Origin of the sequence: Mucilaginibacter terrae (genome assembly GCF_031951985.1) — a bacterium.
Classification (GTDB): Bacteria; Bacteroidota; Bacteroidia; order Sphingobacteriales; family Sphingobacteriaceae; genus Mucilaginibacter; species Mucilaginibacter terrae_A.
Map to the genome: position 1 here is coordinate 703289 of NZ_JAVLVU010000001.1, position 24177 is coordinate 727465.

General features: G+C 44.3%; 19 protein-coding genes. All 19 read right to left on the minus strand.

Annotation, left to right across the window (positions count from 1 at the left end):
• Window positions 1–13: 13 nt before the first annotated feature.
• Window positions 14–847 (minus strand): class I SAM-dependent methyltransferase, encoded by an 834-nt coding sequence (locus QE417_RS02910; RefSeq protein WP_311947403.1) that lies wholly within the window; start codon window positions 845–847, stop codon window positions 14–16.
• The gene (locus tag QE417_RS02915) at window positions 844–3597 is read right to left on the minus strand and encodes a TonB-dependent receptor (RefSeq protein ID WP_311947404.1); all 2754 of its coding nucleotides are present in this window, start codon (window positions 3595–3597) and stop codon (window positions 844–846) included. Before QE417_RS02915 ends, QE417_RS02910 begins: the two co-directional genes overlap by 4 nt.
• The gene (locus QE417_RS02920) at window positions 3594–6848 is read right to left on the minus strand and encodes an NACHT and WD repeat domain-containing protein (RefSeq protein ID WP_311947405.1); all 3255 of its coding nucleotides are present in this window, start codon (window positions 6846–6848) and stop codon (window positions 3594–3596) included. The genes QE417_RS02915 and QE417_RS02920 overlap by 4 nt, the downstream gene beginning before the upstream one ends.
• A 15-nt stretch (window positions 6849–6863) precedes the next feature.
• On the minus strand, window positions 6864–7295 hold the full coding sequence (locus QE417_RS02925; protein WP_311947406.1) for an ATP-binding protein: 432 nt from the start codon (window positions 7293–7295) through the stop codon (window positions 6864–6866).
• 6 nt (window positions 7296–7301) lie between these two features.
• Window positions 7302–7622: an anti-sigma factor antagonist gene (locus QE417_RS02930; RefSeq protein ID WP_311947407.1), complete on the minus strand. Its 321-nt coding sequence runs from the start codon at window positions 7620–7622 to the stop codon at window positions 7302–7304.
• Between the two features lie 39 nt (window positions 7623–7661).
• Entirely contained in the window at window positions 7662–9785 is a 2124-nt protein-coding gene (gene glgX / locus QE417_RS02935) for a glycogen debranching protein GlgX (RefSeq protein ID WP_311947409.1), read from the minus strand.
• Between the two features lies 1 nt (window position 9786).
• The gene (locus tag QE417_RS02940; RefSeq protein ID WP_311947410.1) at window positions 9787–10116 is read right to left on the minus strand and encodes an STAS domain-containing protein; all 330 of its coding nucleotides are present in this window, start codon (window positions 10114–10116) and stop codon (window positions 9787–9789) included.
• 121 nt (window positions 10117–10237) lie between these two features.
• Window positions 10238–12070: an AGE family epimerase/isomerase gene (locus QE417_RS02945; RefSeq protein ID WP_311947412.1), complete on the minus strand. Its 1833-nt coding sequence runs from the start codon at window positions 12068–12070 to the stop codon at window positions 10238–10240.
• A gap of 2 nt (window positions 12071–12072) precedes the next feature.
• A complete protein-coding gene (locus tag QE417_RS02950; protein ID WP_311947413.1) occupies window positions 12073–12219 on the minus strand; it encodes a hypothetical protein in 147 nt (48 codons plus the stop codon).
• Window positions 12206–12652: a hypothetical protein gene (locus QE417_RS02955; RefSeq protein ID WP_311947414.1), complete on the minus strand. Its 447-nt coding sequence runs from the start codon at window positions 12650–12652 to the stop codon at window positions 12206–12208. Before QE417_RS02955 ends, QE417_RS02950 begins: the two co-directional genes overlap by 14 nt.
• A gap of 166 nt (window positions 12653–12818) precedes the next feature.
• Window positions 12819–13172: a hypothetical protein gene (locus tag QE417_RS02960; protein ID WP_311947416.1), complete on the minus strand. Its 354-nt coding sequence runs from the start codon at window positions 13170–13172 to the stop codon at window positions 12819–12821.
• A 52-nt stretch (window positions 13173–13224) separates the two neighbouring features.
• The gene (locus QE417_RS02965; RefSeq protein ID WP_311947418.1) at window positions 13225–13509 is read right to left on the minus strand and encodes a GNAT family N-acetyltransferase; all 285 of its coding nucleotides are present in this window, start codon (window positions 13507–13509) and stop codon (window positions 13225–13227) included.
• 230 nt (window positions 13510–13739) lie between these two features.
• Window positions 13740–14360: an alpha/beta hydrolase gene (locus QE417_RS02970; protein WP_311947420.1), complete on the minus strand. Its 621-nt coding sequence runs from the start codon at window positions 14358–14360 to the stop codon at window positions 13740–13742.
• 2 nt (window positions 14361–14362) lie between these two features.
• A complete protein-coding gene (locus QE417_RS02975; protein ID WP_311947421.1) occupies window positions 14363–15298 on the minus strand; it encodes a ring-cleaving dioxygenase in 936 nt (311 codons plus the stop codon).
• Between the two features lie 366 nt (window positions 15299–15664).
• Window positions 15665–16195, minus strand: a complete 531-nt coding sequence (locus tag QE417_RS02980) for an OmpA family protein (protein WP_311947422.1) — start codon at window positions 16193–16195, stop codon at window positions 15665–15667.
• Window positions 16196–16287: 92 nt separating this feature from the next.
• Entirely contained in the window at window positions 16288–16968 is a 681-nt protein-coding gene (locus QE417_RS02985; RefSeq protein WP_311947423.1) for a response regulator transcription factor, read from the minus strand.
• Window positions 16969–17101: 133 nt separating this feature from the next.
• Window positions 17102–20482 carry a DEAD/DEAH box helicase gene (locus QE417_RS02990; RefSeq protein ID WP_311954573.1) on the minus strand — a complete coding sequence of 1127 codons (3381 nt, stop codon included), beginning with the start codon at window positions 20480–20482 and terminating at the stop codon, window positions 17102–17104.
• A 40-nt stretch (window positions 20483–20522) separates the two neighbouring features.
• Entirely contained in the window at window positions 20523–21221 is a 699-nt protein-coding gene (locus tag QE417_RS02995; protein WP_311947424.1) for a molybdopterin-dependent oxidoreductase, read from the minus strand.
• A 41-nt stretch (window positions 21222–21262) separates the two neighbouring features.
• Window positions 21263–24169, minus strand: coding sequence for an FAD-binding and (Fe-S)-binding domain-containing protein (locus tag QE417_RS03000; protein ID WP_311947425.1), 2907 nt, complete (start codon window positions 24167–24169; stop codon window positions 21263–21265).
• Between the last annotated feature and the right edge of the window lie 8 nt (window positions 24170–24177).

Consider the following 24177-nt stretch of genomic DNA (forward strand, 5'->3'; position numbering starts at 1 on the left):
TTATGCCGATGAATTACACTTGTGGTTTTTGCAGCGAGAATACACCGCGTTTAAAATTTATATAAATATTATCATCCTGTTTGATGATCTTCAGGCTTTGGCGCGTGGTTACGTCCAGTTCTTCGGCAATTTGCAAAATGTAGTCATTCCACGCCTGTAATTTTTCTTTATCCCCGGCAAACTCTTCGTTTAAACGGTTAACTGTATGCAGGTGATAGTCAAATGTTAACAATTTTTGCACAGCGGTAAATCCTGCGCTTTCCATCAAATTATAAAGATCGCGGTTTAGCAAAAAATGACGGTTTTGCACCAATGATTCGTAACCTGCCAGTTCATCTTTTTTACGGATAACGCTGGTGTAAAACTTGTAGTCATTATCTTCCAGATCGGGGTTCCATATCACTAAACGGCCACCGGGCTTTGCTATGGCAAATAGGCTATCGATCAAAGCCTTTTTACAGCTTTCCGGAATCTCGTGCAAAAACATCTTACATATTACCAGATCGTAATAGTTACCGTTCAAATTGAGTTGAGTAGCATCCTGATGCAGGTAGCGTATTGCCGATGGGTTGTTATGCTTTGCTAAAAGTGCGCTGATGCGCTCCTCACCTTTACGCAACTGCAACATACCGCCATCCAATAGGTCGTATTCAAAGTTAATATGGGGCTGGCGTTGCAGCAGCCTTATAAATATGGAGCCGTAACCTCCGCCCACATCTATCACCTTTTCACCGTTTTGAATGTTGAGTACTTGTATAAACTGGTCAAAGTCTACTTCCGATTCGGCGTGCACAACGGCATAATCGGCATTGCGTACCTCATAGGCGTTCATGACTGGGGTTTTCATAAATCGAATTTTAAAGTGAGCAAAAAGTTTCTATCGCGCTGGGCTACGTAAGGCACAAAACCCGATATAGCATTTGTGAAATTAGCATTTGCGTTACGCGGCCCCGGACTGTAATACAGCGTATTCAACAGGTTATTTACTACCAGTTGCAGGGTTAAGCGCTCGTAGCGTTTATTTTGATAGCTTAAAGCCGAATTGAATACCACAAAACGCGGTATATAACTGGTGCCGTCAACACCGCTGTTAGCAGGTACGGTAGTACCATCGCCAACTGGTTTTGCATCTACATAATTGCCACGCAGGTTAATATTAAAGGCGTTTTTATTGAATATGAAGGCATAATTTGCCCCGGCGTTAAATTTCCATGGGGCTATGTCGGCAATAATCTGCTTCTGAAAATCGACAACCGAACTGTTGGCGGTTTGCCTTGCACGGGTGTAGGTTACGTTAAAATAGGCATCCCAATGCGAGTTTTGCGGATGGTAAATTAAATTGCCCTGCCCGGTAAAAATAGTGTACTGACCGTTGTTTTGATTAATGGTACGTGATGCATTAGCCGGATCGGGCCCGCTCGATACCGCATCAATAATGGAAGAATAAGCTACAGATGCATCCCAATTGAGTGCATTTACGCCATGTTTGTTGAGTATGATAAACTCATAATTACGGATTTTTTCGGCCCGAAGTGTTGGGTTGGCATTGCGGGTTGTACTGGTTGAGAACTTGGTAAACTGCGACGGATTTTGTATACCCTGTGAGTAGATCAGTTTCAAAACCATTTTTTTCAACGATGCCACCAAGGCTACCTTTGGCGAAAACACCTGCCCGAAACCGGCGTTGGTATTAATGCGGTTATAATCGAACCGGCCTCCTGCCGTAGCATAAAGCAACGAATCTTTTAACTGGTATGTAGCCTGGCTGTATACACCAATATCAGTAGTGTTGTACTGGTTGCCGCCTTTGGCCAAGGTTGCCGTAGTGCCCTGCTCCTGTGCGTATGCTACGCTGCTTTGGTCAATAGGATCGGCGGTGGCAAAGCTGGTTAGAGTTAAGTAATCGCCTTGTAACTGGCTGTAACGATACTCAAAACCACCCAATATCGAAAACTTGTTTTTGGTGTATGTTACCTTACTATCGGTACGAAACTGCTGGCCTTTGTAATAGTAAAAACGGTTACTGAATGAGTTTTTATTACCGTCGATCAGACTGGTTGGCTCTATGAGGTTAAACAGCGAAAGTCGACCTAATTCACTATAAAACGTATTGGCTGTAACTAAGTTAGAAGCATTATCTAAACCTGAAATTTCATATGAGCTAAGGTTGGAAAACGTGAAGTTTTCCATACGTTTATCGTAATTGGTATATAACGTGGTATTGATAGGTGCCCAGGCACTACCATTATTTGTACCGGCTGCATAAAGGCTTTGATAGTAATTAAAGCTTTCCTTTAGTTTCCAGGTACGAAAACCGGCCTCAAAATTATCGGAGCGTATTTTACCGCTCACAAACCAATCGGCCGCAGAGTTGGCATAGCTTAATGGGTTACCATTAACGGTTGAAGCCAGCGTAGCTTTATCTGCTGCACGGGCTTTGGCAATCAGGGTGCTCATCATAGCCGGGTTAACCCTGGCAGTGTAGCTTCCGTCGGCGTTCTGTGTTTTAACAAAGTTTGTAGCACCATATTTGGCCAGGGCAGCATCAACGGCGGCCTGCGTACCTGTGTACGATAGCCTGTTTAAGTTAGTGGTATAAGTGGCATCACTTATTTTATCAACCTGGTTTGGTCCATATTGGTAAAAGCTCTGAAAATCGAGATTACGCTCGTTAGACTGATAGTAAGCGCCCGACAACATGTAAGTAAAGTTGCTGGTTTTACCGCCGATGGTAACATCAAGGTTGCGGGTATTATAGCTGCCGTATGATAGATTGGCCGTGGCATGTAAGCCCAGCGCAGCACTATCGGCATTGGCCGTAAACGGTTGCGATTTTATGCGTGTTAATTCTTTATATGATTTGGTGATAATGTTAATTGCCCCCACAAATGCCCGTGGCCCATACAGAGTTGAAGCAGGACCGTAAATAACCTCCACTTCGCTAATGTTGGTTAGCGGGTACTGCCGCGATATGTAGGCAATGTTCGACCATACGTCGTTTTCTTCCACACCATCGATCATAAACAGCGTGCGTTCGGTATTTTCCTGTCTGAAACCGCGCTGGTATATATTAGCATAAGTAACCGAGTTGGTGCGCGATATATCAAAGCCCGGCAAATCACTCAACAGGTCCACAATGTTGCCATAACCACGTTTTACCATATCGGCCGATTTAATTACGATAACCGACGCCGGCGTTAAATCAATATCTTCCGGGCGTTTTGATACCGATGAAATTTGCCGCTCGGCCAAACTATCCTGTACATATTGCACCATGCTTTTAAACACCGCCGGATCATCATCCGTTATATAATTACCGGGTTTCGATTTCACATACTCGGCTATGTTTTGCAACGAATAACTGTTCGAATCGAGCGCGAGGTATATTTTGGCTTTCAGCTTAAAGTAATCACTGGTGCGCTGGCCCGAGCATTTATAAAATTCTTCAATCAATTTTAAGGCATCATTTAATTTGCCACCATCGTACATATCGCGTGCAATGGCAAGGCGGCTCGCACAGGTATCGGCTTTTTGAGCAAATACTTGAGTTGAGCAAAGCAATAATCCTAATAAACAGTAAAGTATATATTGCCTCATGCAGTTCCGTTTAAATATTTGTTGGCCATAGCTGTCCAAAAAGCCTGGAAACTTTTATACTTCCCGGCCCATAGTTTTTTATAAATATCTGTTCCTATTTCTTTCTCAATATCGCGCCCGTCAACCTCACCCATAATAATGCGTTTGTTGGCTTCAATGCCGGTTAACTCGCGTAATGCTACACGCTCGGTTAATGGCCACAATTGCATCAGTCCCGACTGCCCCACCGATACCACATACCGGTAATTAGGCGACATGGCAATATTGCGCACCCAGCCCTTACGGTCCTGAAATATCAGGTCTTCGCCCTTATCTTCCTTTTTCGATTTCCATTTAACCAGGCGCACCGTGTTATCTAAAGAGCCCGATGCCAGTGTGCTTTGATCACGATTGAACGCCAATGCAGTAACCCGCGAAGCATGGTTATTAAGCCGAAGGTCTAATTGGGGTTTAGCGCCGGTGAGACCGTATACATCCACGGCCCCGCCATCGGTACCTACGGCCAGGATATTATTATCACCGCTAAGGGTCATACTAGTTATTTTATCGCGCATTATGAATGCCACATTTTGACCGGTTAAATCGCCGTCATTATTAAAGTTTAACTGACATGCCGATGTACCCTGCGATACAAATACCGTAACCCCATTTTTAGTAGTTTGCACTGCACCACCCTGTGAGGCATTATCGTTTGATGCCTTGCACAGCAAATAACGGTTAAGCAGTTTAGTCCCTGTTTTACCATAGCTATAAATGCCGGCATATCTATCGCTCTTTACCAAAAAGCGGTAGTTGCCTTCGGCAGGTAAAAAGGTTACAAACTGGGCTTTGCTTATTACATCGGGCAGGGCAACCGGTATGGCACTCAGGTTTGCTGCATCCCACAGGTTTACGGTACCGGCTACCGAGCGGCTCAACAGGTATTTTTTATCGGGCGATAAAACGATGGCGTTTATGCTTTGCGCAATGCTCTTACTGGTTTTAACTGCCTTAATTTGCACTGGCGCATTGGTAATGGTCCATTGTTTAATAGTGCCATCGTCACCGGCGGTAAAAAAATCAGTATTGTTGATGAACACTACACTCCTGAAATCATAACCACTGGGGTTTGATTTCACACCGTACGTATAACGCAAAACCTTGCTGTAATAGCGGTTAACCTGTGCTTTTAAGGCATCATAAATAGCCCGGTTTTGTCCGGTTCCGCCATATTCTCGGTTAATTACATACGACAGGAATGCCATCTGCATGCTCAAGGTATCTTTTTGGGCATCGCCCGATAATTGGTTGGATTTAAAAGCAATAGACCGTGCCTCCGACAACATACGTAACGTTTCTACCTCGCGGCGGGAAGCAATGGCATTATCGCGCTGGCGCTGGGCCACCTTACCCGAGTCAACAGCAGCTAAACGGGCGGTATCGGCCTGGCGTTTTTGATAAAGTGCCTGCCCGCGCTGAACATTAGCTTCACGGCTTTGTGCTTCGGCAACTTGCTTTTGCAATTCGGCGTTATGGCGTTCGCTAATGGCGGTTAGTTTTTGTTCTTCGGCCAGGCTTTGTTGCTGGGCGGCTATACTTTGCTGCTGCTCGGCAATTTTTTGCTGAAGGATGGCCTGTTTGCGCTGCAAGTCGGCCTCCATGCCTTCCACCTTAAGTTCCTTTTCGTTTTGTAAAGCACGCTTTTCGCTTGATTCGGCCTTGAATTTAAGGTTGAGGGCAAACACCAAAAGCAAAATAGAAAGTATAGATGCAGTACCTAAAATAATAGCGGTACGGCGTGCGCGTTTTAGTTCATTTTCCTGTTTTTTGGCGCGTTGCTCAATTTTAAAAAGGCTTTCTTTCTTACTGTATTCGAGGAACGACATGGCCCGTTCAAAAGCCGGATCATAGCGCTTAGCCCATGCTACAGTGGGTTTGTTATCCTGCTGCCATTTAATGGCCAGGGCTAAATCCGGATCTATCCATAAACCGGCTTTTCCCTGCTGGTACAAATCGGCCGATTTAGAAAGGCGCATGTATAACTCTGCCGATTTTTCTTCGGCATAAACCCAATCATTCAACCGGGTCCAAACCCGCATAATGCTTTCGTGGGCAATATCAATTACGGTGTCTTCCTCTAAACCTACCGTGTAAACCGGCATCAAAAAGGCGCGTCCGGGGGCACGAAACTCGTCAACCACATCAACCACATCTCGCTCGTTAGCGCCGGTTAATTCTACCAGTTGCCAAAGCTGTGCGGGGCGGCGGGTACCTTTGCTATTGGTGGTAACATCGGTAAGGGCTTTAAATATCTTTTCGGCAATTTTTTGTTTGCGCTCGTTCAGGTGATTATAAATTTCTTCGGCGTGGATGGATAGCGCCGATTCCATGGTACCAATAGCCTCGTAATGGCTGGTATCTATCTCCGTATCGTTCGATTCGTGCGATTTCCAGTAATCCCAGGTACGCATCATGGCGTGCTGCAATACGGGTAACTGGTCGAGGTTATCGCTCAGGTCATTGATGAGCTTTTCAACCAGATCTGCGGCTATATGGGCATTACATACAGCTACCGGCTGGGTAATTATATCGAGTATGCCATTACGTGTAACTTTTGGTAACAGGTACGATGCCTTGTTAATAGCTTCGGGTAAACCTTCAAACTCGGTACAATTATCCAAAAAGTCCGACCGCATGGAGATCATGATATACACCGGCAATTTGACATCAGCCAAACCCGAAAGCAACAGGTTGATAAATGCCTGCGAATCATCATGATCACCCGCCTCCTGGTTATTACGGAAACGGAATACTTCTTCAAACTGGTCAATTACAATGAGCCAGTTCTTCTCATTATCGTTTTTGTATTTATTGTAAACGTTGGTGAGGTTGCCGGCATCATGCTTTAAATATTGGGCGGTAAGCTTAACATGCTCGTCCTCATTGCTGTAATTATTATCACCGGCAACGTTTACAAGCGTATCGGCAAAAGAGTAAAACGGATTACCATCGGGGCGAAAGTAAATAGTGGTCCAGCCTCCTGTTGGTATCACACTGCTTTTTTGCCGGGTAATAGCCGGAATAATACCCGCCTTGATAAGCGATGATTTACCACTGCCCGAGTAACCAATAAGCGACAGAAACCGCGTAGCCGAAAGCAAACGGGTTACATCGGCAATTTGCTGGTCGCGGCCAAAAAACAAATAATCCTCCTCTGGCTCAAAATTTCTGATGCCCGGAAACGGATTAACTGTATACCTTGCCTTACTCATTATTGTTTATAGTTATTAAGCCGTAGCATTCACTAAAAATCTGTTATAATTTGAGCCGTTTTTGTAATCGTAGGTAAACTCATCAACATTTTGTTGTGCCAGTAAAATACCGAGGCCACCAATGGGGCGTTCTTCCAGCGGTTTATTCATATCCTCTGCACTGGGCACCAAATGTTGGAGCGGATCAAAGGCAACAGCCTGATCACCTAAAATAACTTCTATGCTTTTGTCGCTTATGTTTACTGTTACCTGCACCTCTCCGTTGGTTATGCCCGCTTTGGGATAGCCGTAGTTAATTATATTGGTGGCAATTTCGTCGATAGCCAGGCACAGCCCATAGGTTTTCTTTTTATTAAGACCCAGGGCGGCGCTTTTTTCAGATACAAAGTTCCTGATGGGCTCCAATGAATCGAGCGTTGCAGGAAAAGACTTTACAATTGTATCCATGGCGTATTAAGCTGGATAATTGTCAACAATATGAACGCTGTGTATAATGCCGGTCATTTGCAGGGTATCCACTATCTGGCCCTGCGGCTGTACTATATAGATCTGTACCGATGTGCCCAGCTTTTGCTTGGCAAAAATGAGCATCCGTAAACCGGCCGAAGACATAAACTCCAGTTCGCTTACATAAAGCACCAGTGCAGTTGGCGATTGTGTAGCTACTTTTTGCACCTCCAGCTGCATCATTGATGCCGATGAAGAATCAAGCGAACCCGAGAGCGTTAATTTAGCTATTCCTTCGCTTATTTCAGATGTTATTGTGAATGCCATATGTTTTTGTTACAGAGTTGGTTGTGTTTGTTAATTTACTTACTTACCTATTAATACTATAGCCGACCGTGGCCCAAGTATAAAATGTTTCGGATGCTCTACCACTGGCTCCTGTCCTAAATCAAAATATGATGCACCATTAGGCATGCCCGTATTTACCGATGTGTGCCAGTGCATACCACCAGGCAATTGCGGTAGCTCGAGTACTACAGCATCCCAATACGAATTGGTGGCTATATAAATATGATCGTCGGTTTCGGCACCGTTTTTAGCATACTGCCCGTTGAGCATGCAGGCAAATACCCGGCTGCCTTCCGAAAAATCGGCCTGGTATGGGTTTGCGCCATGAAACGTTATGTCGGCAAAGCCGGTGTTTTTATAGTCGGAATACGTGAAATGATCGCGGTTACGCAACACAGGGTGCGCCTTGCGGAAAACTATCATATGCCTGGCAAAGGCAAACAGGTCGGCGTTTTTATCCTTTAAGGCCCAGTTGAGCCAGTTAAGCTCATTATCGTGGCAATAGGTGTTGTTGTTGCCGTGCTGGGTACGCCCCATTTCATCGCCCATATAAATCATGGGTACGCCCTGGCTTACCAGCAATATGGTTAGCGCATTTTTTATTTGCCTGTAGCGTAAGGCGTTAATTTCGGTATCATCACATTCGCCCTCGCAGCCGCAATTCCAGCTTTCATTGTCGTTGCACCCGTCGTTACCGTTTTCGCCGTTGGCTTGATTATGTTTCTCATTATAAGCAAACAGGTCATACAGCGTAAAGCCATCATGGCAGGTAATAAAGTTGATGCCTGCCGTAGTACCGCGGGTTGGGTACAACCATGGCGAGCCTTGTATAGCTTGTGCTAAATGGCCAACCCGTCCGGCATCACCTTTAAGGTATTGACGAATATGGTCGCGGTATTTGCCGTTCCACTCGGCCCAGCGGCCATATGCCGGAAAGTTACCCACTTGATATAAACCACCTGCATCCCAGGCCTCGGCAATCAGCTTGCATTTAGCCAGCACAGGGTCAAATGCCAATGATTCCAGCAAAGGCGGGTTATTTAGCGGACTACCATCGGGCGCGCGCCCTAAAATGGCAGCCAGATCAAACCGGAAACCATCAATATGATATTCTGATGCCCAATAGCGCAAACAATCTAACACCATATTGCGCACCACCGGGTTATTGCAGTTGAGCGTGTTACCCGTGCCAGAAAAGTTAAAGTAATAACCCTCGGGCGTAAGCATATAATATGTTTTATTGTCGATGCCTTTGAACGATATTGTTGGCCCCCGATGGTCGCCCTCGGCGGTGTGGTTAAATACCACATCGAGGAATACTTCGATGCCGTTACTATGCAAGTCTTTAATGAGCGTTTTTAACTCATCAACCTGCATACCCAGCTTGCCGCTTGCCGCATAGCCAGCTTTGGGCGAAAAGAAGTTGAGCGTGCTGTAACCCCAGTAATTTACCAACTGCTGGCCGGTATCGGAGTGTAGCTTACTGTGCTCCCACTCGTCAAACTCATAAATGGGCATCAGCTCTACGCAGTTTATGCCAAGTTCTTTGAGATAAGGAATTTTTTCGCGGATGCCGGCAAAAGTGCCCTTGTACTTTGCACCCGATGATGGATGCATGGTGAAACTGCGCACGTGCATTTCGTAAATCACCAGGTCCTCGATAGGTATTTGTAGCGGACGATCGTGTTCCCAATCAAAATCCTCAAACACCAGCCTCGAGCGGAAAGGATAGATATTATCCCAATCAGGCGAAGCCATCCAAGTATCGCGGCCGCCTATGGCTTTGGCGTAAGGGTCGGATAGTATCTTACTGTTATCGAACCTGTGCCCGTTGGCCGGGTCGTGCGGGCCATCCATGCGGTAACCATATTCGAGGCTCTCAAAATCCAGATCGAACACGATCATGCAGTATGCATTGCCGATCCTGAATTCCTCGGGGAAAGGTATCTCGGCAAAAGGCAGTGGTTCTCCCCGTTCAAACATCACCAGCGAGCACGATGTTGACGCACTTGAATACACCGAAAAGTTTACCCCGTTAGGCACCATGGTAGCACCAAACGGCAGCACATGACCACGGCGGTACTCTATGCCCTGTAGCTCATGGGTTGGGTAGTAATCAATGCGCAGGTCGTACTCGGCCATATTAGTTGCTTGCTAATGCTTCTTCTAAAGTTGAGGTAATTTCAAAGAAGGTGATAAAGCCGGTCATGAACATTACGTCCTTGATCTCATCTGAAACACCTACCAAAAACACCTTGCCATCTTTGCTTTTAAGCTGACGGTAAACCATCAACAACACCCGTAAACCGGCGCTCGATACAAAGGTTACCTCGGTTAAATCGAGCACCATTTTATTACGGTCGTTTATTACGGGCAATATGCTTTGTTGCAAATCAGGAGCGGTTTTACTGTCAATGCTGCCTTCAATGGCTGCTATCACCGCCGCTTCTGTTTCCTGAATTGTTACTTTCATTATCTTTTTCTTATGGGAGACACAATACTTTGTGTCTCTACGGTTTTATAAACAGTTGCCTGTGAGTACAAATGCAATGGCCAATACGCCGTGCGCTGTGTCCTCACAGAGCACCTATCAATCAATCCAACCAGGTTTTAGGGGTTAACTTAACCTTTACCCGCACCTGCTTATCAGTTTGAGGCAGGTTTACAAAAAGTCCGTTGGCATCAAAATTCTCGTAGGGTTCATTATCAATAAATACGGCTTCGATATATATGCTGCCCTCGGGCAAAATATCAGGCGAAACGCGCAGTATATTGTCTTTAAATGAATTTATATAAGGTTTAAAATACATGAACATAGGCTCCTTTTTAATGAGCAGGTTAATGTATGTGGCCGACAGGTAACACAACTCCATGCTATGATAACCACTCATAGAATGACTGCCCTTAAACCTTTCATTACCAACCAAATAAGGTAAACCATTGGCCAGCGTATTAAAATAAACGCCGCCATCGTCGGTATCTAAAAAGAATGCGCTGTAAAACGAGGCAACTTCGCGGGCATGGCGCAAGTATTCATCGTCTTTTAAAATGCCGTGCATAATGAGGTAGGCCAGTATAGCCTGCTCCTGCTGCCACCAGGCTTTGCGGTCATGAAACGAAAACTCGTGGTGTACCCCATCGGGTTTCTTTACGCGGTCTACCACATCGTACCAGCCTCCACGTTGCCTATCGGCACCTACTTCGGGCATTTCTTCGGCTATTTTGCGGGCAAAGTCGAGGTATTCAACCTTGGGTTTGAGCGATTGCATACGCATCAAATTCCAGGCAATTTTGAGGTTGTGCCCTATCACCGCACGGTTTTGCTGCCATCCCCAAACCTGGTCTTTGCTCCAGTCTTCAAAAAACTTTTCCTGCACAAACGGGCTGTTCAGGTAATCGGGAAAGAAACGGGTAATGGTATCAAATGTATATTCTAAAAAATCAGCATGCTTTGGGTCGCCGGTAGCCAGGTACAGGTTTATAAGATAAGCCGGGGCATGATCGCCTATGGAGTTCCAGTTTTTACGGGCCTTGTTTGCACCTAAAGATTCATCGTGCGCACTCAGCATGATCGGATCTATGTGCGAAAAATATCCCTCTTGCACCTCATCTTTATAAAAGCGCTCGAACAACGACAATGTCTTGTCTATATCCGACATGATGCGGGTATCGCCAGTAATACGCATAGTTTGCGTTGGACCTGTAAGTGCATAAATTTGCTCGTACATAGGTATCGAGTCGTAGTCGTCGCCAAACTCGGAAGTGAGCAGCTTGGTTTCCTTTTCACCGTCAACCTTAATGCCATGAAACCAGTATACAATGTCTTCGTCCTGGTCTAAAAAACGCATATGATCGCGCAGGTAATTTGTACCGGCTTCGGCAGCTTCTAAAAACTCATCTTTGCCGGTAAGTAAATAGGCCGATGCAAAGCCGTAAACCAAACGCGAAATTGTATCGGTCTCCTGCAAATAATCGCCGTGCTTGCCGCCACCTAAGTGCAAAAAGGTACGATATTTATGATAGTCAATAGGCTCTTCGGGGTAATTGAATTGCCATTTTAAATAGCTATGCCCTATTGATTCGATTTGTTTGATCCACCAATCGGGTTCCTCATGGCGGTAATTGCCCGGACTTTTACCCGGAAACACCAGCCATTGCGCCTGAAACAACGTGCCCCCATTGCCCGGATAAAAGGTTCCGTAAGCAAACACCATTTGCCGCGGTAAGGCCAGCAGGTGGTTAATTTGCCCGGTAGCATCCTGGTAAGGCTCGCCCAGGTTACGTGCAAAACGCGCGTAAGTATTGGGCATGAGGTGAATTAAAAATTCCCGATCGTCAGAAGTTTTGAGCTTGAAAGATTGCTCGCGCAGGCTAAAATCGGTTACGTAGCCGGCAATGGTATCTGAAAAGGTAAAGTTTATATCCATATTCAGGTACTTACCGTTTGTGATAGTAATTGAATAATGGTTTTTGCAAACACATGCGCATGGCTGCCCGAACGTGCTGTAACCAAATCGCCGTCAACAACCACATCCTCATTAGTAAAAACACCTCCGTAAGCTTTAACATCGCCCAAAATGGTTGTTGTGGCAAACTACAGGGCGGTCTTTAATTAACTCCGCCGCCGGTGCAACAAGCCATAAACCGTGGCAAATAAAACCTTTGATGATGTTTTTATTGGCAAAAGCCCTCTTCAAAAATTGAGTTGCGGGCGGGAGTTGATTAATGTCTTCGGTGTAACGTAACCGGTCGGCCACAAAGCCCGAGGGTACAATAATGGCGCTATAAGTAGCCAGTTCATCATCGCTCATATTTTCAAAGCTCTCCCAGCAGTCCATTGGGGCTTTGTATTCTTTGCCGTAAAACGTAAGCTTGCTTTGTCCCCACAGGCGGGTTAAAAAGTGTAGCTGGCCACCCTCTTCGGCAAAACGGTATTTGTAGTAGAAAATCTCGTTTTCGTAAAAATCACCCTCGAAGAGTATTCCAATTTTTTTGCCTGTAAGCATCATTTGCGGCCGTGATATGGATTAAGCAATTAAGCCTCTAAATTAATCACATTGTGCCATAAATTGATGTAAAATATTTATTTCTTGAGGATTAAGTTTATATTGCCCCAAGCCATACAGCTTATAACTGACCTATAGGGCTATAACTGATAGTTAAGCGAGTCAAATATTAAAACTCAATAAACAAGGAACTTCGCTCCTTTGCTTCCACATTACGGCTGCGGTGACCTTTACCGGTGGTGTCTTCCATCAATAGTATTTCGCCGGTATTAAATGTGCGCTTCTCTCCCATCGAGGTTTCAATTTCAACGGCACCATCGAGTAAAATTACATACTGGCGTTTTGGTGCATTGTGCAGATCATCGTAACCCGGCGGTACCTTCCTGAATATAAGGTTGCTTACTTTAACCTTTTCAGATAGATGGCCTATTGGTCCTGCATCGGTTAATGGATATTCAATATTTTCAAAATGGCTTTCGCCCTGTTCATCGGCGTAAACGCGGGTTACTTTAAAAGTTTGCATGGTATTATTTTTAAGTCTTCCACCTTAGGCAGAGAAGATTTAGGTGGGGCTGTTAAGCCAATAATCTATTCCACTCGGGGTGGCGTTTTAAATACATACCCACGTATACACATAGCGGTACAAGCTTAAGACCGCGTTCTTCCATATAGATGAACGTTTTTTCGACTATAGCTTCGGCAACGCCCTTGCCTTTCAGTTCGGCAGGAACTTCGGTGTGGATGAGGTATACCTTGTCGCCTTTTTGTTTGTAGTCGATAAAGGCCCGGTGCCCCTCAACTACCAGCTCAAAGTTGTGGATGGCTTCGTTATTTACTAATGGAATATCTTCGTAACTCATTGTTTTAGTGTTTTAAAGTGACGGGTAGCCAGCCAGGCCAGCAGGTAAGTTAGCAACTTTTTCATGCAATGTAATTGAATGACGATGATTATTCAAATCCCTACTTGAGAGAGGGGGCGGACGAGGATGAGCATTGGAAGGGGGGTGTTATTCGCAAACTTTGCATATTTAAAATAACACACCTCTACACCCCTTTCAAGAGGGGAATCGCACAACCCCGGCAATTTAATTTAAAAAACTACCTCTTTAGCCAACTCAATCTCATCCATACTAATGGTGTGCGGCCGACCAGGGTATACTTTAAGGATAACATTGGCACCGTGCTGTTTTAATATTTCCACACTTTCTTCAACGCGGGTTAAGGGCACATGTGGGTCGGGGTTACCGGTGGTTATGAGTACCGGGGTGGTATTAAAATCGCCCTGGTAATTAGCCGGTGTAAGCTGCTCTCCTATTAATCCGCCGGTAAAGGCTACCGCACCGCCAAAACGTTGCGCATTGCGGGTAATATACTCCAGCGTTAAACACGCTCCCTGCGAAAAGCCGAGAAAGTATATTTTATCGGCCGGAATGCCATCAGCTTTAATTTGCTCCACCAGTTGGTTAATAACTTGTAATGCCGAATTTAATGCCGGTTGGTTCTGCCCATCGGGTGCCATAAAGCTATATGGATACCAACTGCTGTTGGTAGCCTGAGGTGCATAAATGGCAAAATCTTTCACGTTCAATTCTGCGGCAAGACTCATGATATTGGCTGCGGTGCCGCCACGGCCGTGAAGCATAACCAGTGCCCCCTTAGCTTTTGCTGCAGGGGTACCGGTTGTTTTATATTCAAAATTATGATTATACATAATTATACTAATTTTGGTAAAGTGGTTTCTAAACTGGCGCGGTACTCTTCGTATTGTGCAGGTAATTTTAAGTGTGTACCTAATGATTCTACGGGTTCATCTACACTAAAGCCTGGATTGTCGGTAGCAATTTCAAATAACACGCCTCCTGGTTCGCGGAAGTATAAAGAATAGAAATAGTTACGGTCAATTTTTTCGGTAATGTGCAAACCTAACGCTTCTATCTTTTCGCGGTATTGCATCAGTATCTCTTCATTTTTAACCCTAAAGGCCACATGGTGAACCGACCCACCGGCTACATGACCGGCATGCTCGCCCGGTACCTCAACCAGGTCAACTATGTTGGCGTTGTCCACAGCATCAGTTACAAAGCGGTAACGGTTTACATGTTGCTCTAACAGTTTGTAACCAAACACACCTGTTAAAATATCGGCAGTAGGCTGCATTTTATTAGTGGTGATGGTAATGTTATGAAAACCTTTAGTGGCATTTTCGGCCTTTACTTCATCGGTTTCCCATGGTAAACGGTTATCGGCAGTTTTTGAGGCAATAAGTTCCAGTTTCAAACCATCAGGGTCTAAAAAGGTAAGATATTGTTCGCCGAATTTTTCGGCCGGTTTGTTGTAAACCACGTTATGTTTTTCGAAACGGTTGATCCAGAAATCGAAACTGTTAGCGGGAACCGAGTAACCAATTTCGGTAGCCTGGCGTGTACCTCGTCTGCCGGCTGCAATACCCTCCCAAGGGAAGAAAGTTAATATAGTGCCGGGCGTACCTTGCTCGTCGCCATAATATAAGTGATATGTTTGAGGGTCATCGAAGTTTACGGTTTTTTTAACCAGACGTAAACCTAATACTTTGCTGTAAAAGTTGAAGTTGCGTTGAGCGTTACCGGCAATAGCAGTGATGTGGTGTATGCCGTTGATTGAATTTTCCATGATATTTTTGTTTTAAAGTTGTTGTTCTGATTTGTTGATTCAAATGTCGGCACTCCACAGGCGTTTACACTTAACGTAGATTAAGAAATAAAAAAGTGCTAAATTTTAACAACAACAATTAATCTAAAGTAATACAGCATGCTTTACCAAATGCATCATTTAAATAATAACTCTCAACAGAATGTTACTATATGCAATCGTTTAATTACTTGATTTTTACAAGATTCTTTTATTACCCGTTTTTGGATAAATAGCGCATTCTTTGAGGTTCACAAAGCGTAATAAAAATTATCTCCCCAAACGGAGGACATGAAAAAGGCCGGTTTACAGTACTGTAAACCGGCCTTAAGTATTTAACATAAGATTTTAATTGATCTTAACCTCTACCCTGCGGTTAATGGCGCGGGCTTCTTCGGTGCCGTTGCTGTTAAGCGGTTTACTTTCGCCCCAACCTTTTATATTCAGGCTGGCAGCATCAACCCCGGCATTTACCAGGTATTGTTTTACCGAATTAGCACGGTCTTCGCTCAATGATTGATTATGTGCCGCCGTTCCCTCTGCCGATGAGTGACCGTTGATGGTAAACTTTTTCAATGCATCTTTCTTAATTTCGGCGGCAATTTTATCCAGTGTTTCGTAAGACCCCGTTTTAAGCACAGCCGAATTAAACTCAAACTGGATATTGTTAAAATTATAGTTTGGCTTTGTTGGAGTTGGTACTTCTTGTTTTGGCGGAGCAGGTGGCGGTGGTGCGGGCTTCTCTTCTTTAGGCGGAGCCGGCTTAGCAACCGGTGCAGGTTCAGCAGGTTTGGTAACCACTTTTTTGGTTTTGCAGGCCTGAAATGCCATGCCCAAAACTAAGGCAAATGATACTAAATTAATTCTCGATAACTTCATAAAACAAATGTTATTTGCCCAAACATATAAAACATTCGGTTAAAGAAGCCTGCTTTTTAACGTTAATTAACGTTTTGATGACCTTAGCAAAGCTATATCAGGTCGAATGCTCGGGCATATTGGCTCAACTCAAAAAAACTGGTTGCACTAAGTTTTTGCCTTATATTTTTGCGGTGCGTTTCTACTGTGTTTACAGATATGAATAGCTCTTCGGCAGTTTCGGCGGCACTTTTACCTATGGCTAACGTGCGCAATACATCCCGCTCGCGCTGGCTTAGTTTGGCATACTGCTCATAGTTTTTGCGTAAAAAGTTATTCTCCTCTAACAACCGCGATGCCTTTGAGGCCATATGATGCATGGCATCAATGGCAAACGACATGGTAATGCATAGCACCGGGCTCATATTTTCATCGCGCAAAAGTATTTTGGTGCTGCTCATATGCCAGGTCCAGTCGGCATATTCATTTATGCGAACTTGCTGAAAGTAGGTCACACTATCTTCTACGCTATCGGCCTGCATTAAACTTAAAATCCTGGGAGAATAATCCTTGGCATCTTCGGGATTAAAGTGGCGGGCATGGTACTCTTCAACCGAGAGTTGTTTTATTTCATCAGCAGTTATACCAAGCTGTTTTAACCCGTTTGGAGACATCCATAGTACCGACCAGTTTCTGATATCATGAATTATTGTTACGCCCGGGTATTGGTTTGCGGTTTCGGCAATTTGCTTAATGCATTCCTGTATCCTGATTTCGATAAGTTGGTTGTTCATATATAAGTTGAGCCAAAATATGCCCTTTTCTTATCATTTTACACTACACAGGCCATTAAGGGTGAAATAACGGTTTTTTTAAATCACCGTTATCAGGTATTGATATTTATAGTTAATTAAAGTATAAATTTATTTACGGATACTTTAGCAAATCGAGCAAATCAGTGCGCGTTAACGATTTAAAGAAACTACCGTCCTGCTGTAATAAGTGGCCCGACAAATTCCGTTTAGTCTCTTGCAGGATTATTATCTTCTCCTCAATGGTATCGGGACAAATTAGCCTAACGGCAACCACATGCTTTTGCTGACCAATACGGTAAGCACGGTCAATAGCCTGGTTTTCAATGGCCGGGTTCCACCACGGATCAACGATGTATACATAGTCGGCTGCGGTGAGATTGAGTCCGGTGCCTCCGGCTTTAAGGCTAACCAGGAATACGCGGGTGTCGGTGTTGTTTTGAAAATCATCTACCACAGCCTGTCGGTTGCGGGTGGTTCCTGTAAGTTTAGCATAGCCTATATTGGATTTATCAAGCTCCTTAGCCAGCAGGTTAAGCATCGATACAAACTGAGAAAACACCAGTATTTTATGCTCGGGCGATTTATTGAGTATTTGCTCAACAAGCACATCAATCTTGGCAGATTCTTTTCCTGGCAGCTTCTCACCGCTAAGCAACAAAGGCGAGTCGCATATTTGCCGTAGTTTGGTTAAGCCTTTTAATACATGCATAGAGCTTTTGGGCAGCTCATCGTTACTTGTGGCCGATACAAATTCCCTGAATTCCTTTTCGTAAGCATCGTATATTTTGCGTTGCTCGTCTTGCATTTCGCAATAGAGCACCATCTCGGTTTTTTCGGGCAGTTCTGAGGCTACCTCCTGTTTGGTGCGTCGCAGTATGAACGGTTTAATTTTATTTTGCAACTCCAGCGAACGTTTACTCACTTTAAACTGGTCGATAGGCGTTGAATAAATATCTTTAAAATATTGCTTGCTACCCAACAAACCCGGGCAGGCAAATGAAAGCTGGCTGTATAAATCAAACGTGTTATTCTCTATAGGCGTACCCGTAATAGCTATTCTATTACGCGATTTAAGCAATCGTGCAGCCTTATATCGTTGTGAATTAGGATTCTTGATATTCTGCGATTCATCAAGGAAAACGTAGTTAAACTCAAAGCTTTTCAGAAAATTAATGTCGGACAGTAAGGTGCCGTATGAGGTAAGTATGATTTCATAATCTTCAAAGCCATCGGTGTTTTTCAGCCTGTCGGCACCATAAAGGGTATGTATTTTGAGTGATGGTGCAAAGCGGGCAACCTCGGCCTGCCAGTTGAACAAGAGCGAGGTAGGCACCACAATTAAGTTGGTATTGCGCTCAACCTTATCATTTTGCGACAAAATAAAAGCAATAACCTGTACCGTTTTGCCCAACCCCATATCATCTGCCAGGCATCCGCCAAAGTTAAATTCATCCAAAAAGTTGAGCCAGTTTAAACCCTGCTGCTGGTAACCACGTAAAGTAGTTTGTAAACCTTCAGGAACGGTTACATTGGCAACCTGAGAAAAATTGCTAAGCTTTTTATGATAATTGCGTAATTCATCGCTCACCTCGGCATCCAGCATGGCATCCTCATACAACTGCACTATGGATGTGTAATTGACTTTGGGCGTATATAGCATTTCGTCTACCACTTCAGCAGCGGCAAAATACTCGTTGAATTTCAACATCCATTCATCGGGTAAAATTCCCAACGTGCCATCATCCAATTGCACAAACTTGCTTTTATTGCGTATGGCTTTATGCAGATGCTTTAAAGATGCCTTTTGCTTGCCAAAACGAGCTGTGATAATGGTATTAAACCAATTAATACCACTTTTTACCTGTACCGATACCTTGGCTTTATTGCCGTTAAGCTTATTGCCACTTATCTCATTAAAGCCCAATATGGTGACACCTGCTTTATGCCAATTTTCAAAAGCTCTCAGAAACCAATTTTCATCTAAAAAACGCTTTTTGTGCAGATAGAAATACTGTAAGTCGTCGGTTATTTGTTCTTCAAAATACTGATGTTGCTTAAGGAGCAGGGCCATAAACCGCCCTTCAGCTTCTTCATTACGTTTTACCAAAAAGTATTTGCCCTTACTATCCATCGAGTGGATCTGCTTTTGCGTACGGATGGGAATTTCTACCTCGCCATAGCGCATAATGGGTATGATCATTACATGCTGACCAAAATCAGACAGGTAAATTATCTTTTCGGTTTCCGCTGCAAAGCCCTGCTCTTTTAACTGTGAGGTGGTGGCCGGTTTTATATAAGTATAGTCAACCTTAACACGCTCTTCGAGGTTACTGAGCACCTGTTTTTGCAACTGATCATACTTGGACTGATGAACAACCAAATTCCCCTTGCGGCGTTTGAAGAAGTTGATAACGCCCAGCATTTGTATATCTTTTACCAGGTACAAGGTTTCGTGCACTTTTATAAAATAGTCAAGTACTATATCCAGTTCGGCAAGCTTGTATTTTACCGTGCCGATTTGTAAGGTGCCAGACACTTCGTAAAACATGCCGCTTTGATCTACCTTCAACTCAATATCATTTGATACCTTGCTGATTTTTACCTGTGACAATGCCGATGCAGTTGTTTTATCAGATACCTCGCCGTTATGCACATAGCACGCTAAACCAAGCGGATTTTTAACCACAGCTTTTAATCCTTCAATGGCAGCATTACTGATCTTGCCTTCCACCTTGTTTTCAAACCGCGAAATGGCCGTATAAAATTTGAGTTCGAGCGGATCATTGGTGTCCCAAACTTCTTCGAGCGGGTTCAGTTTATTTACGGGGTTCTTTACCTTGCTTTCCTGGGTAATTCCGGCTTCGCAAAGTTCGAGTACAAGGTGTTTATAGTACTTGTGCTGCTTAAAAACTACAATCCGCTGCAAAGCAGCATCGTTATGTGAAGGAACTATTGGTCCCGTGTCGGGCAGCATATCATCCTTTATGTCTTTTAAACTAAAGGGTGTTACCGGAAACAATCCGGTTTGTATGGGTTTTATAACTGCCGCCTGATTTACATATACGAGTTCAAAGTACTGGCTCAAGTCGGGCTCGTCCTGCAATCCGTAATCGGCAGCAAATTTTTTAAGATGTTGCTGGCGTAGCTGCGCATCAAAAAACACTCTGAAATCGGTTTTGTTGATGAGTTGCAACAGCACTTTGGCCTTATGTTCGCAAAGTTTATTTTTAGGCTGAAGGCATGTACAAATGGTTATAACATCTCCATCCTGTTGTATAACCTCAACGGCCGGGAATGAAAGGGAATTGTACCTGCTATTGAATATTCCCCGGTTTATCACCAAAAAATTGGCAACAATTTGCTCCTGCTCCGCAAAGTTATTGTTGAGGCTATGTTCGGCTATAATAATCTCAGTTAGTTCTGCTACTGTGGTATTAGCAATAATGTATGTATCGGGCAACGAAGATTGAAGGTGGTTATAACCGGCTTGCATGTAAGGCAAAAGTATGGCTTATAATTTTGTTAGCAAGCAATTAATCCTCGCTATACCGGTCGTTACGCCATGGGTAAGCCGTGTTCGAATAGCCTCTGTCTTCCCAAAAACCTAATTTATCTTCGGTTAAAAACTCTATTCGCTTTATCCATTTCGAACCTTTCCAGGCGTACAATTGCGGGGTTATCATGCGTGCCGGTCCTCCGTGTTCAATGGGTAAGGGTTGCCCCTCAAAGGTGTGCACTAACAAAACATCAGGCTTAAGCGCTTCTTCTAACGAGATATTGGTACTATAGGTGTCGTACCCGTAACACATGATGTGAGTTGCATTTTCATGCGGATGAACCAGAGCCGCTAAATCAAGCATGCTTACTCCTTTCCAATGCATATTGAGTTTGGACCAAGTGGTTACGCAATGAAAATCGGAAACACCCTTAGTTTGCGGCAACGCTAAAAACTCTTTCCAGGTTAAACGGAGAGGATTTTCAACGGCACCATCTATAGTTAAACGCCAACGATCTAAAGGAATATTAGGTTGATAGCCCAGATCCAGCACCGGCCATTTAACCGTTGCCGTTTGCCCAATAGGAATAGTGGGCATACCATGGCGGTTTGGGGCGCCCGACCCGCGCGGTAAATCATCAGCAACAGATGGTGTTTGCTTCATCTTTTCTTCAAAGCGGGCTTTTAGTTTCATGCGCGCTTCAATAATGCGGTTTAGCTTCTCCTGTTCTTCCATGGCCGTGTGGTTTATCCAAATTTAACTAAATGGGTGGGCATTTACTTTAAAGCATCAAACAATATTTCTACCGGGTGCAGGGCTTTAACACCAGCCCCGTCTTTAATTTGATGGCGGCAGCTGGTTCCGGTAGCCGCAATAACAACATCCTGTGGTTTGTTACGCACGGCTGGCAACAAAACCAACTTAGCAATTTGCATCGATAGCTCATAATGTTCCTTTTCGTAACCAAATGAACCGGCCATACCGCAGCAACCCGATGGTATAATTTCAACCGAGTAATTTTCGGGAAAACACAGGATTTGCTGGGATGCTGTGAGGGCATTTAAGGCTTTTTGCTGGCAATGCCCGTGTAGTTTAATGTGCTGTTTATCACCCCTGAATTGCTCTTTATGAATATTGCCCAAACGCATTTCATTAGCCAAAAACTCATCAATAATGAAAGAGTTTGCCGCTAACTGTTTGGCATTTTCTATTAGTTCTTCATCCACCAAATCAACGTACTCGTCTCTGAATGTGAGTATGGCCGATGGTTCGATGCCAATCAGTGGAGCATCTTTAGTTATGAGCCGACTCAGCGATCGGACATTCTTATTAGCCAGCTTTTTGGCATTGCGTAACAAGCCTTTGGAGATGGATGCACGTCCGCTTTCAACATGTTTGGCAATAATAACTTCGTACCCTAAGCGCTCCAATAGTTGAATGGCTTTTATTCCAATTTGAGTGTCCTGATAATTGGTAAACTCATCACAAAACAGGTAAACTTTTTTAGGAGATGGAATTGTTTTATGCTTTTTATACCAGCTACTTAAAGTGAATTTATACAACTCAGGAATTGAGCGTTCAGCTGCAAAACCAATCAGGCTTTTAACTGCTTTGCTCACTACACCATTGGTCATTATAAAGTTGTAAATGCCCGGCATTATGGACCCCATTTTTGCCGATCGTGCATAACCTGCAATCAGCCTCGACCGCAGCGGCACACCATTTTCATCCTGGTACTGCTGCAAAAATTCGGCCTTAAGCTTGGCCATATCCACGTTTGACGGGCACTCCGATTTGCAGCCTTTGCAACTCAAACATAAATCCATCACCTCTTTAATTTCGGGATGATTAAAGCGGTTGGCTTGTTCAGAGTTGGTTAAAAATGTACGTAATATATTGGCTCGTGCCCGTGTGGTATCTTTCTCGTTACGGGTGGCCATGTAAGATGGGCACATGGTACCGCCCATTAAATGCGATTTACGGCAATCGCCCGAGCCATTGCATTGCTCGGCATGTTGTAAAACGTTTTGACCATTATAGCGGAAAACTGTTTTAATATCAGGTGTTTGCTGTCCGGGTGTATACCGCAAACTGGTATTCATAGGAGGCGTGTCAACAATTTTGCCGGGATTGAAAATATGTTGCGGGTCCCATGTACTCTTGAGGTCTTTAAGCAATTGATAGTTTTTAGCGCCTATCATCTGCTCAATAAACTCGCCCCGTAAACGGCCATCCCCATGCTCTCCGCTTAATGAGCCTTTATACTTTTTAACCAATATGGCAATTTCCTGCGCTATAATTCGGAACAGGCGGTTACCTTCTTCGGTCTTTAAATTAAGTATAGGCCGCAAATGTATTTCGCCCGACCCGGCATGGGCATAATGCACCGCATACAAATCGTACTTTTTAAGTATTTGGTTAAAGTCGGCAATGTAGGCAGGCAAATCTTCTACATCAACCGCAGTGTCTTCAATTACCGCAACGGGCTTAGCATCGCCTGGAATGTTACTTAACAAACCTAAACCGGCTTTACGCAATGCCCATATGCGCTTGGTATCATTACCAAACAATAACGGGTAATGGTAGCCAAAACCAGCGGCACGCATTTCGGTTTCAACCTGCGTGGCAATCGCCTCTACCTCTTTACGGGTGTTGCGAGCGAACTCCACCACCAAGATAGCTCCAGGATCTCCCTGCACAAAGAAACGGTTCTGGCTTTGTTCAATGTTGTCTTTGGTACATTCTAATATGTAATGGTCAATCAGCTCACTGGCGCTTGGTTTGTACTTTAGAGCGATGAGGTTGGCGCGCAAGGCTTCATCTACATTGTTAAAGTGGATGCAGAGCAATCCCACCTCGGGCGGTGGCAAAGGCACCACATTAAGTTTAATTTCGGTTATAAAAGCCAGTGTGCCTTCTGATCCTGCAATGAGCTTGCAAAAGTTAAAATCACCGCTACCTGCTGTAAAAGGATTGGTATCGAGCAACATATCAATCGCATAGCCCGTATTACGCCGCTCAATGCTTTTCTTAGGGAACTCGCGCCTGATTTCTTCCTGATTTTCGTAATTGCTTAACTGTGTACGTATAGACCGGTAGATGTTTGCTTCTAAGGTGTCGCCCTCACCTTTTGCAATAAACTCATCAAAATTTAGCGCCTTAAACACCACTTCCGAGCCATCGCTCAGGATGGCTTTAACTTCCAGTAAGTGTTCACGTGTACTTTTATGGATTATTGAATTTGAACCACATGAATTATTACCCACCATACCGCCAATCATCGCCCGGTTAGCGGTTGAGGTTTCGGGGCCGAAGAAAAGCCCATGAGGTTTCAAAAACAAGTTCAGCTCATCGCGTACTACGCCCGGTTGCACACGCACCCATTTTTCGCCAGCGTTAAGCTCGAGTATTTGGGTAAGACGTTTAGATACATCAACCACAATACCCTTACCCACCACCTGCCCGGCAAGCGAGGTGCCGGCGGTGCGCGGAATTATTGAGGTGCTGTGATTCCGGGCAAAATCAATCAGCCTCTTAATATCGGCCACATTGCGCGGAATAGCTACGGCTAAAGGCATTTCAGCGTACACCGAAGCATCAGTAGCGTACAACGTGCGCATGGTTTCATCGGTATACAAATCCCCTTCTAATCCTGCGGCTAACTCCCTTAACTTATCCTGCATGTACAATT

What these genes read in the sequence shown, in the direction of transcription:
- QE417_RS02910 (WP_311947403.1), bottom strand. Translation starts at nt 847, where the DNA reads ATGAAAACCCCAGTCATGAACGCCTATGAGGTACGCAATGCCGATTAT.
- QE417_RS02915 (WP_311947404.1), bottom strand. Translation starts at nt 3,597, where the DNA reads ATGAGGCAATATATACTTTACTGTTTATTAGGATTATTGCTTTGCTCA.
- QE417_RS02920 (WP_311947405.1), bottom strand. Translation starts at nt 6,848, where the DNA reads ATGAGTAAGGCAAGGTATACAGTTAATCCGTTTCCGGGCATCAGAAAT.
- QE417_RS02925 (WP_311947406.1), bottom strand. Translation starts at nt 7,295, where the DNA reads ATGGATACAATTGTAAAGTCTTTTCCTGCAACGCTCGATTCATTGGAG.
- QE417_RS02930 (WP_311947407.1), bottom strand. Translation starts at nt 7,622, where the DNA reads ATGGCATTCACAATAACATCTGAAATAAGCGAAGGAATAGCTAAATTA.
- glgX (WP_311947409.1), bottom strand. Translation starts at nt 9,785, where the DNA reads ATGGCCGAGTACGACCTGCGCATTGATTACTACCCAACCCATGAGCTA.
- QE417_RS02940 (WP_311947410.1), bottom strand. Translation starts at nt 10,116, where the DNA reads ATGAAAGTAACAATTCAGGAAACAGAAGCGGCGGTGATAGCAGCCATT.
- QE417_RS02945 (WP_311947412.1), bottom strand. Translation starts at nt 12,070, where the DNA reads ATGGATATAAACTTTACCTTTTCAGATACCATTGCCGGCTACGTAACC.
- QE417_RS02955 (WP_311947414.1), bottom strand. Translation starts at nt 12,652, where the DNA reads ATGATGCTTACAGGCAAAAAAATTGGAATACTCTTCGAGGGTGATTTT.
- QE417_RS02960 (WP_311947416.1), bottom strand. Translation starts at nt 13,172, where the DNA reads ATGCAAACTTTTAAAGTAACCCGCGTTTACGCCGATGAACAGGGCGAA.
- QE417_RS02965 (WP_311947418.1), bottom strand. Translation starts at nt 13,509, where the DNA reads ATGAGTTACGAAGATATTCCATTAGTAAATAACGAAGCCATCCACAAC.
- QE417_RS02970 (WP_311947420.1), bottom strand. Translation starts at nt 14,360, where the DNA reads ATGTATAATCATAATTTTGAATATAAAACAACCGGTACCCCTGCAGCA.
- QE417_RS02975 (WP_311947421.1), bottom strand. Translation starts at nt 15,298, where the DNA reads ATGGAAAATTCAATCAACGGCATACACCACATCACTGCTATTGCCGGT.
- QE417_RS02980 (WP_311947422.1), bottom strand. Translation starts at nt 16,195, where the DNA reads ATGAAGTTATCGAGAATTAATTTAGTATCATTTGCCTTAGTTTTGGGC.
- QE417_RS02985 (WP_311947423.1), bottom strand. Translation starts at nt 16,968, where the DNA reads ATGAACAACCAACTTATCGAAATCAGGATACAGGAATGCATTAAGCAA.
- QE417_RS02990 (WP_311954573.1), bottom strand. Translation starts at nt 20,482, where the DNA reads ATGCAAGCCGGTTATAACCACCTTCAATCTTCGTTGCCCGATACATAC.
- QE417_RS02995 (WP_311947424.1), bottom strand. Translation starts at nt 21,221, where the DNA reads ATGGAAGAACAGGAGAAGCTAAACCGCATTATTGAAGCGCGCATGAAA.
- QE417_RS03000 (WP_311947425.1), bottom strand. Translation starts at nt 24,169, where the DNA reads ATGCAGGATAAGTTAAGGGAGTTAGCCGCAGGATTAGAAGGGGATTTG.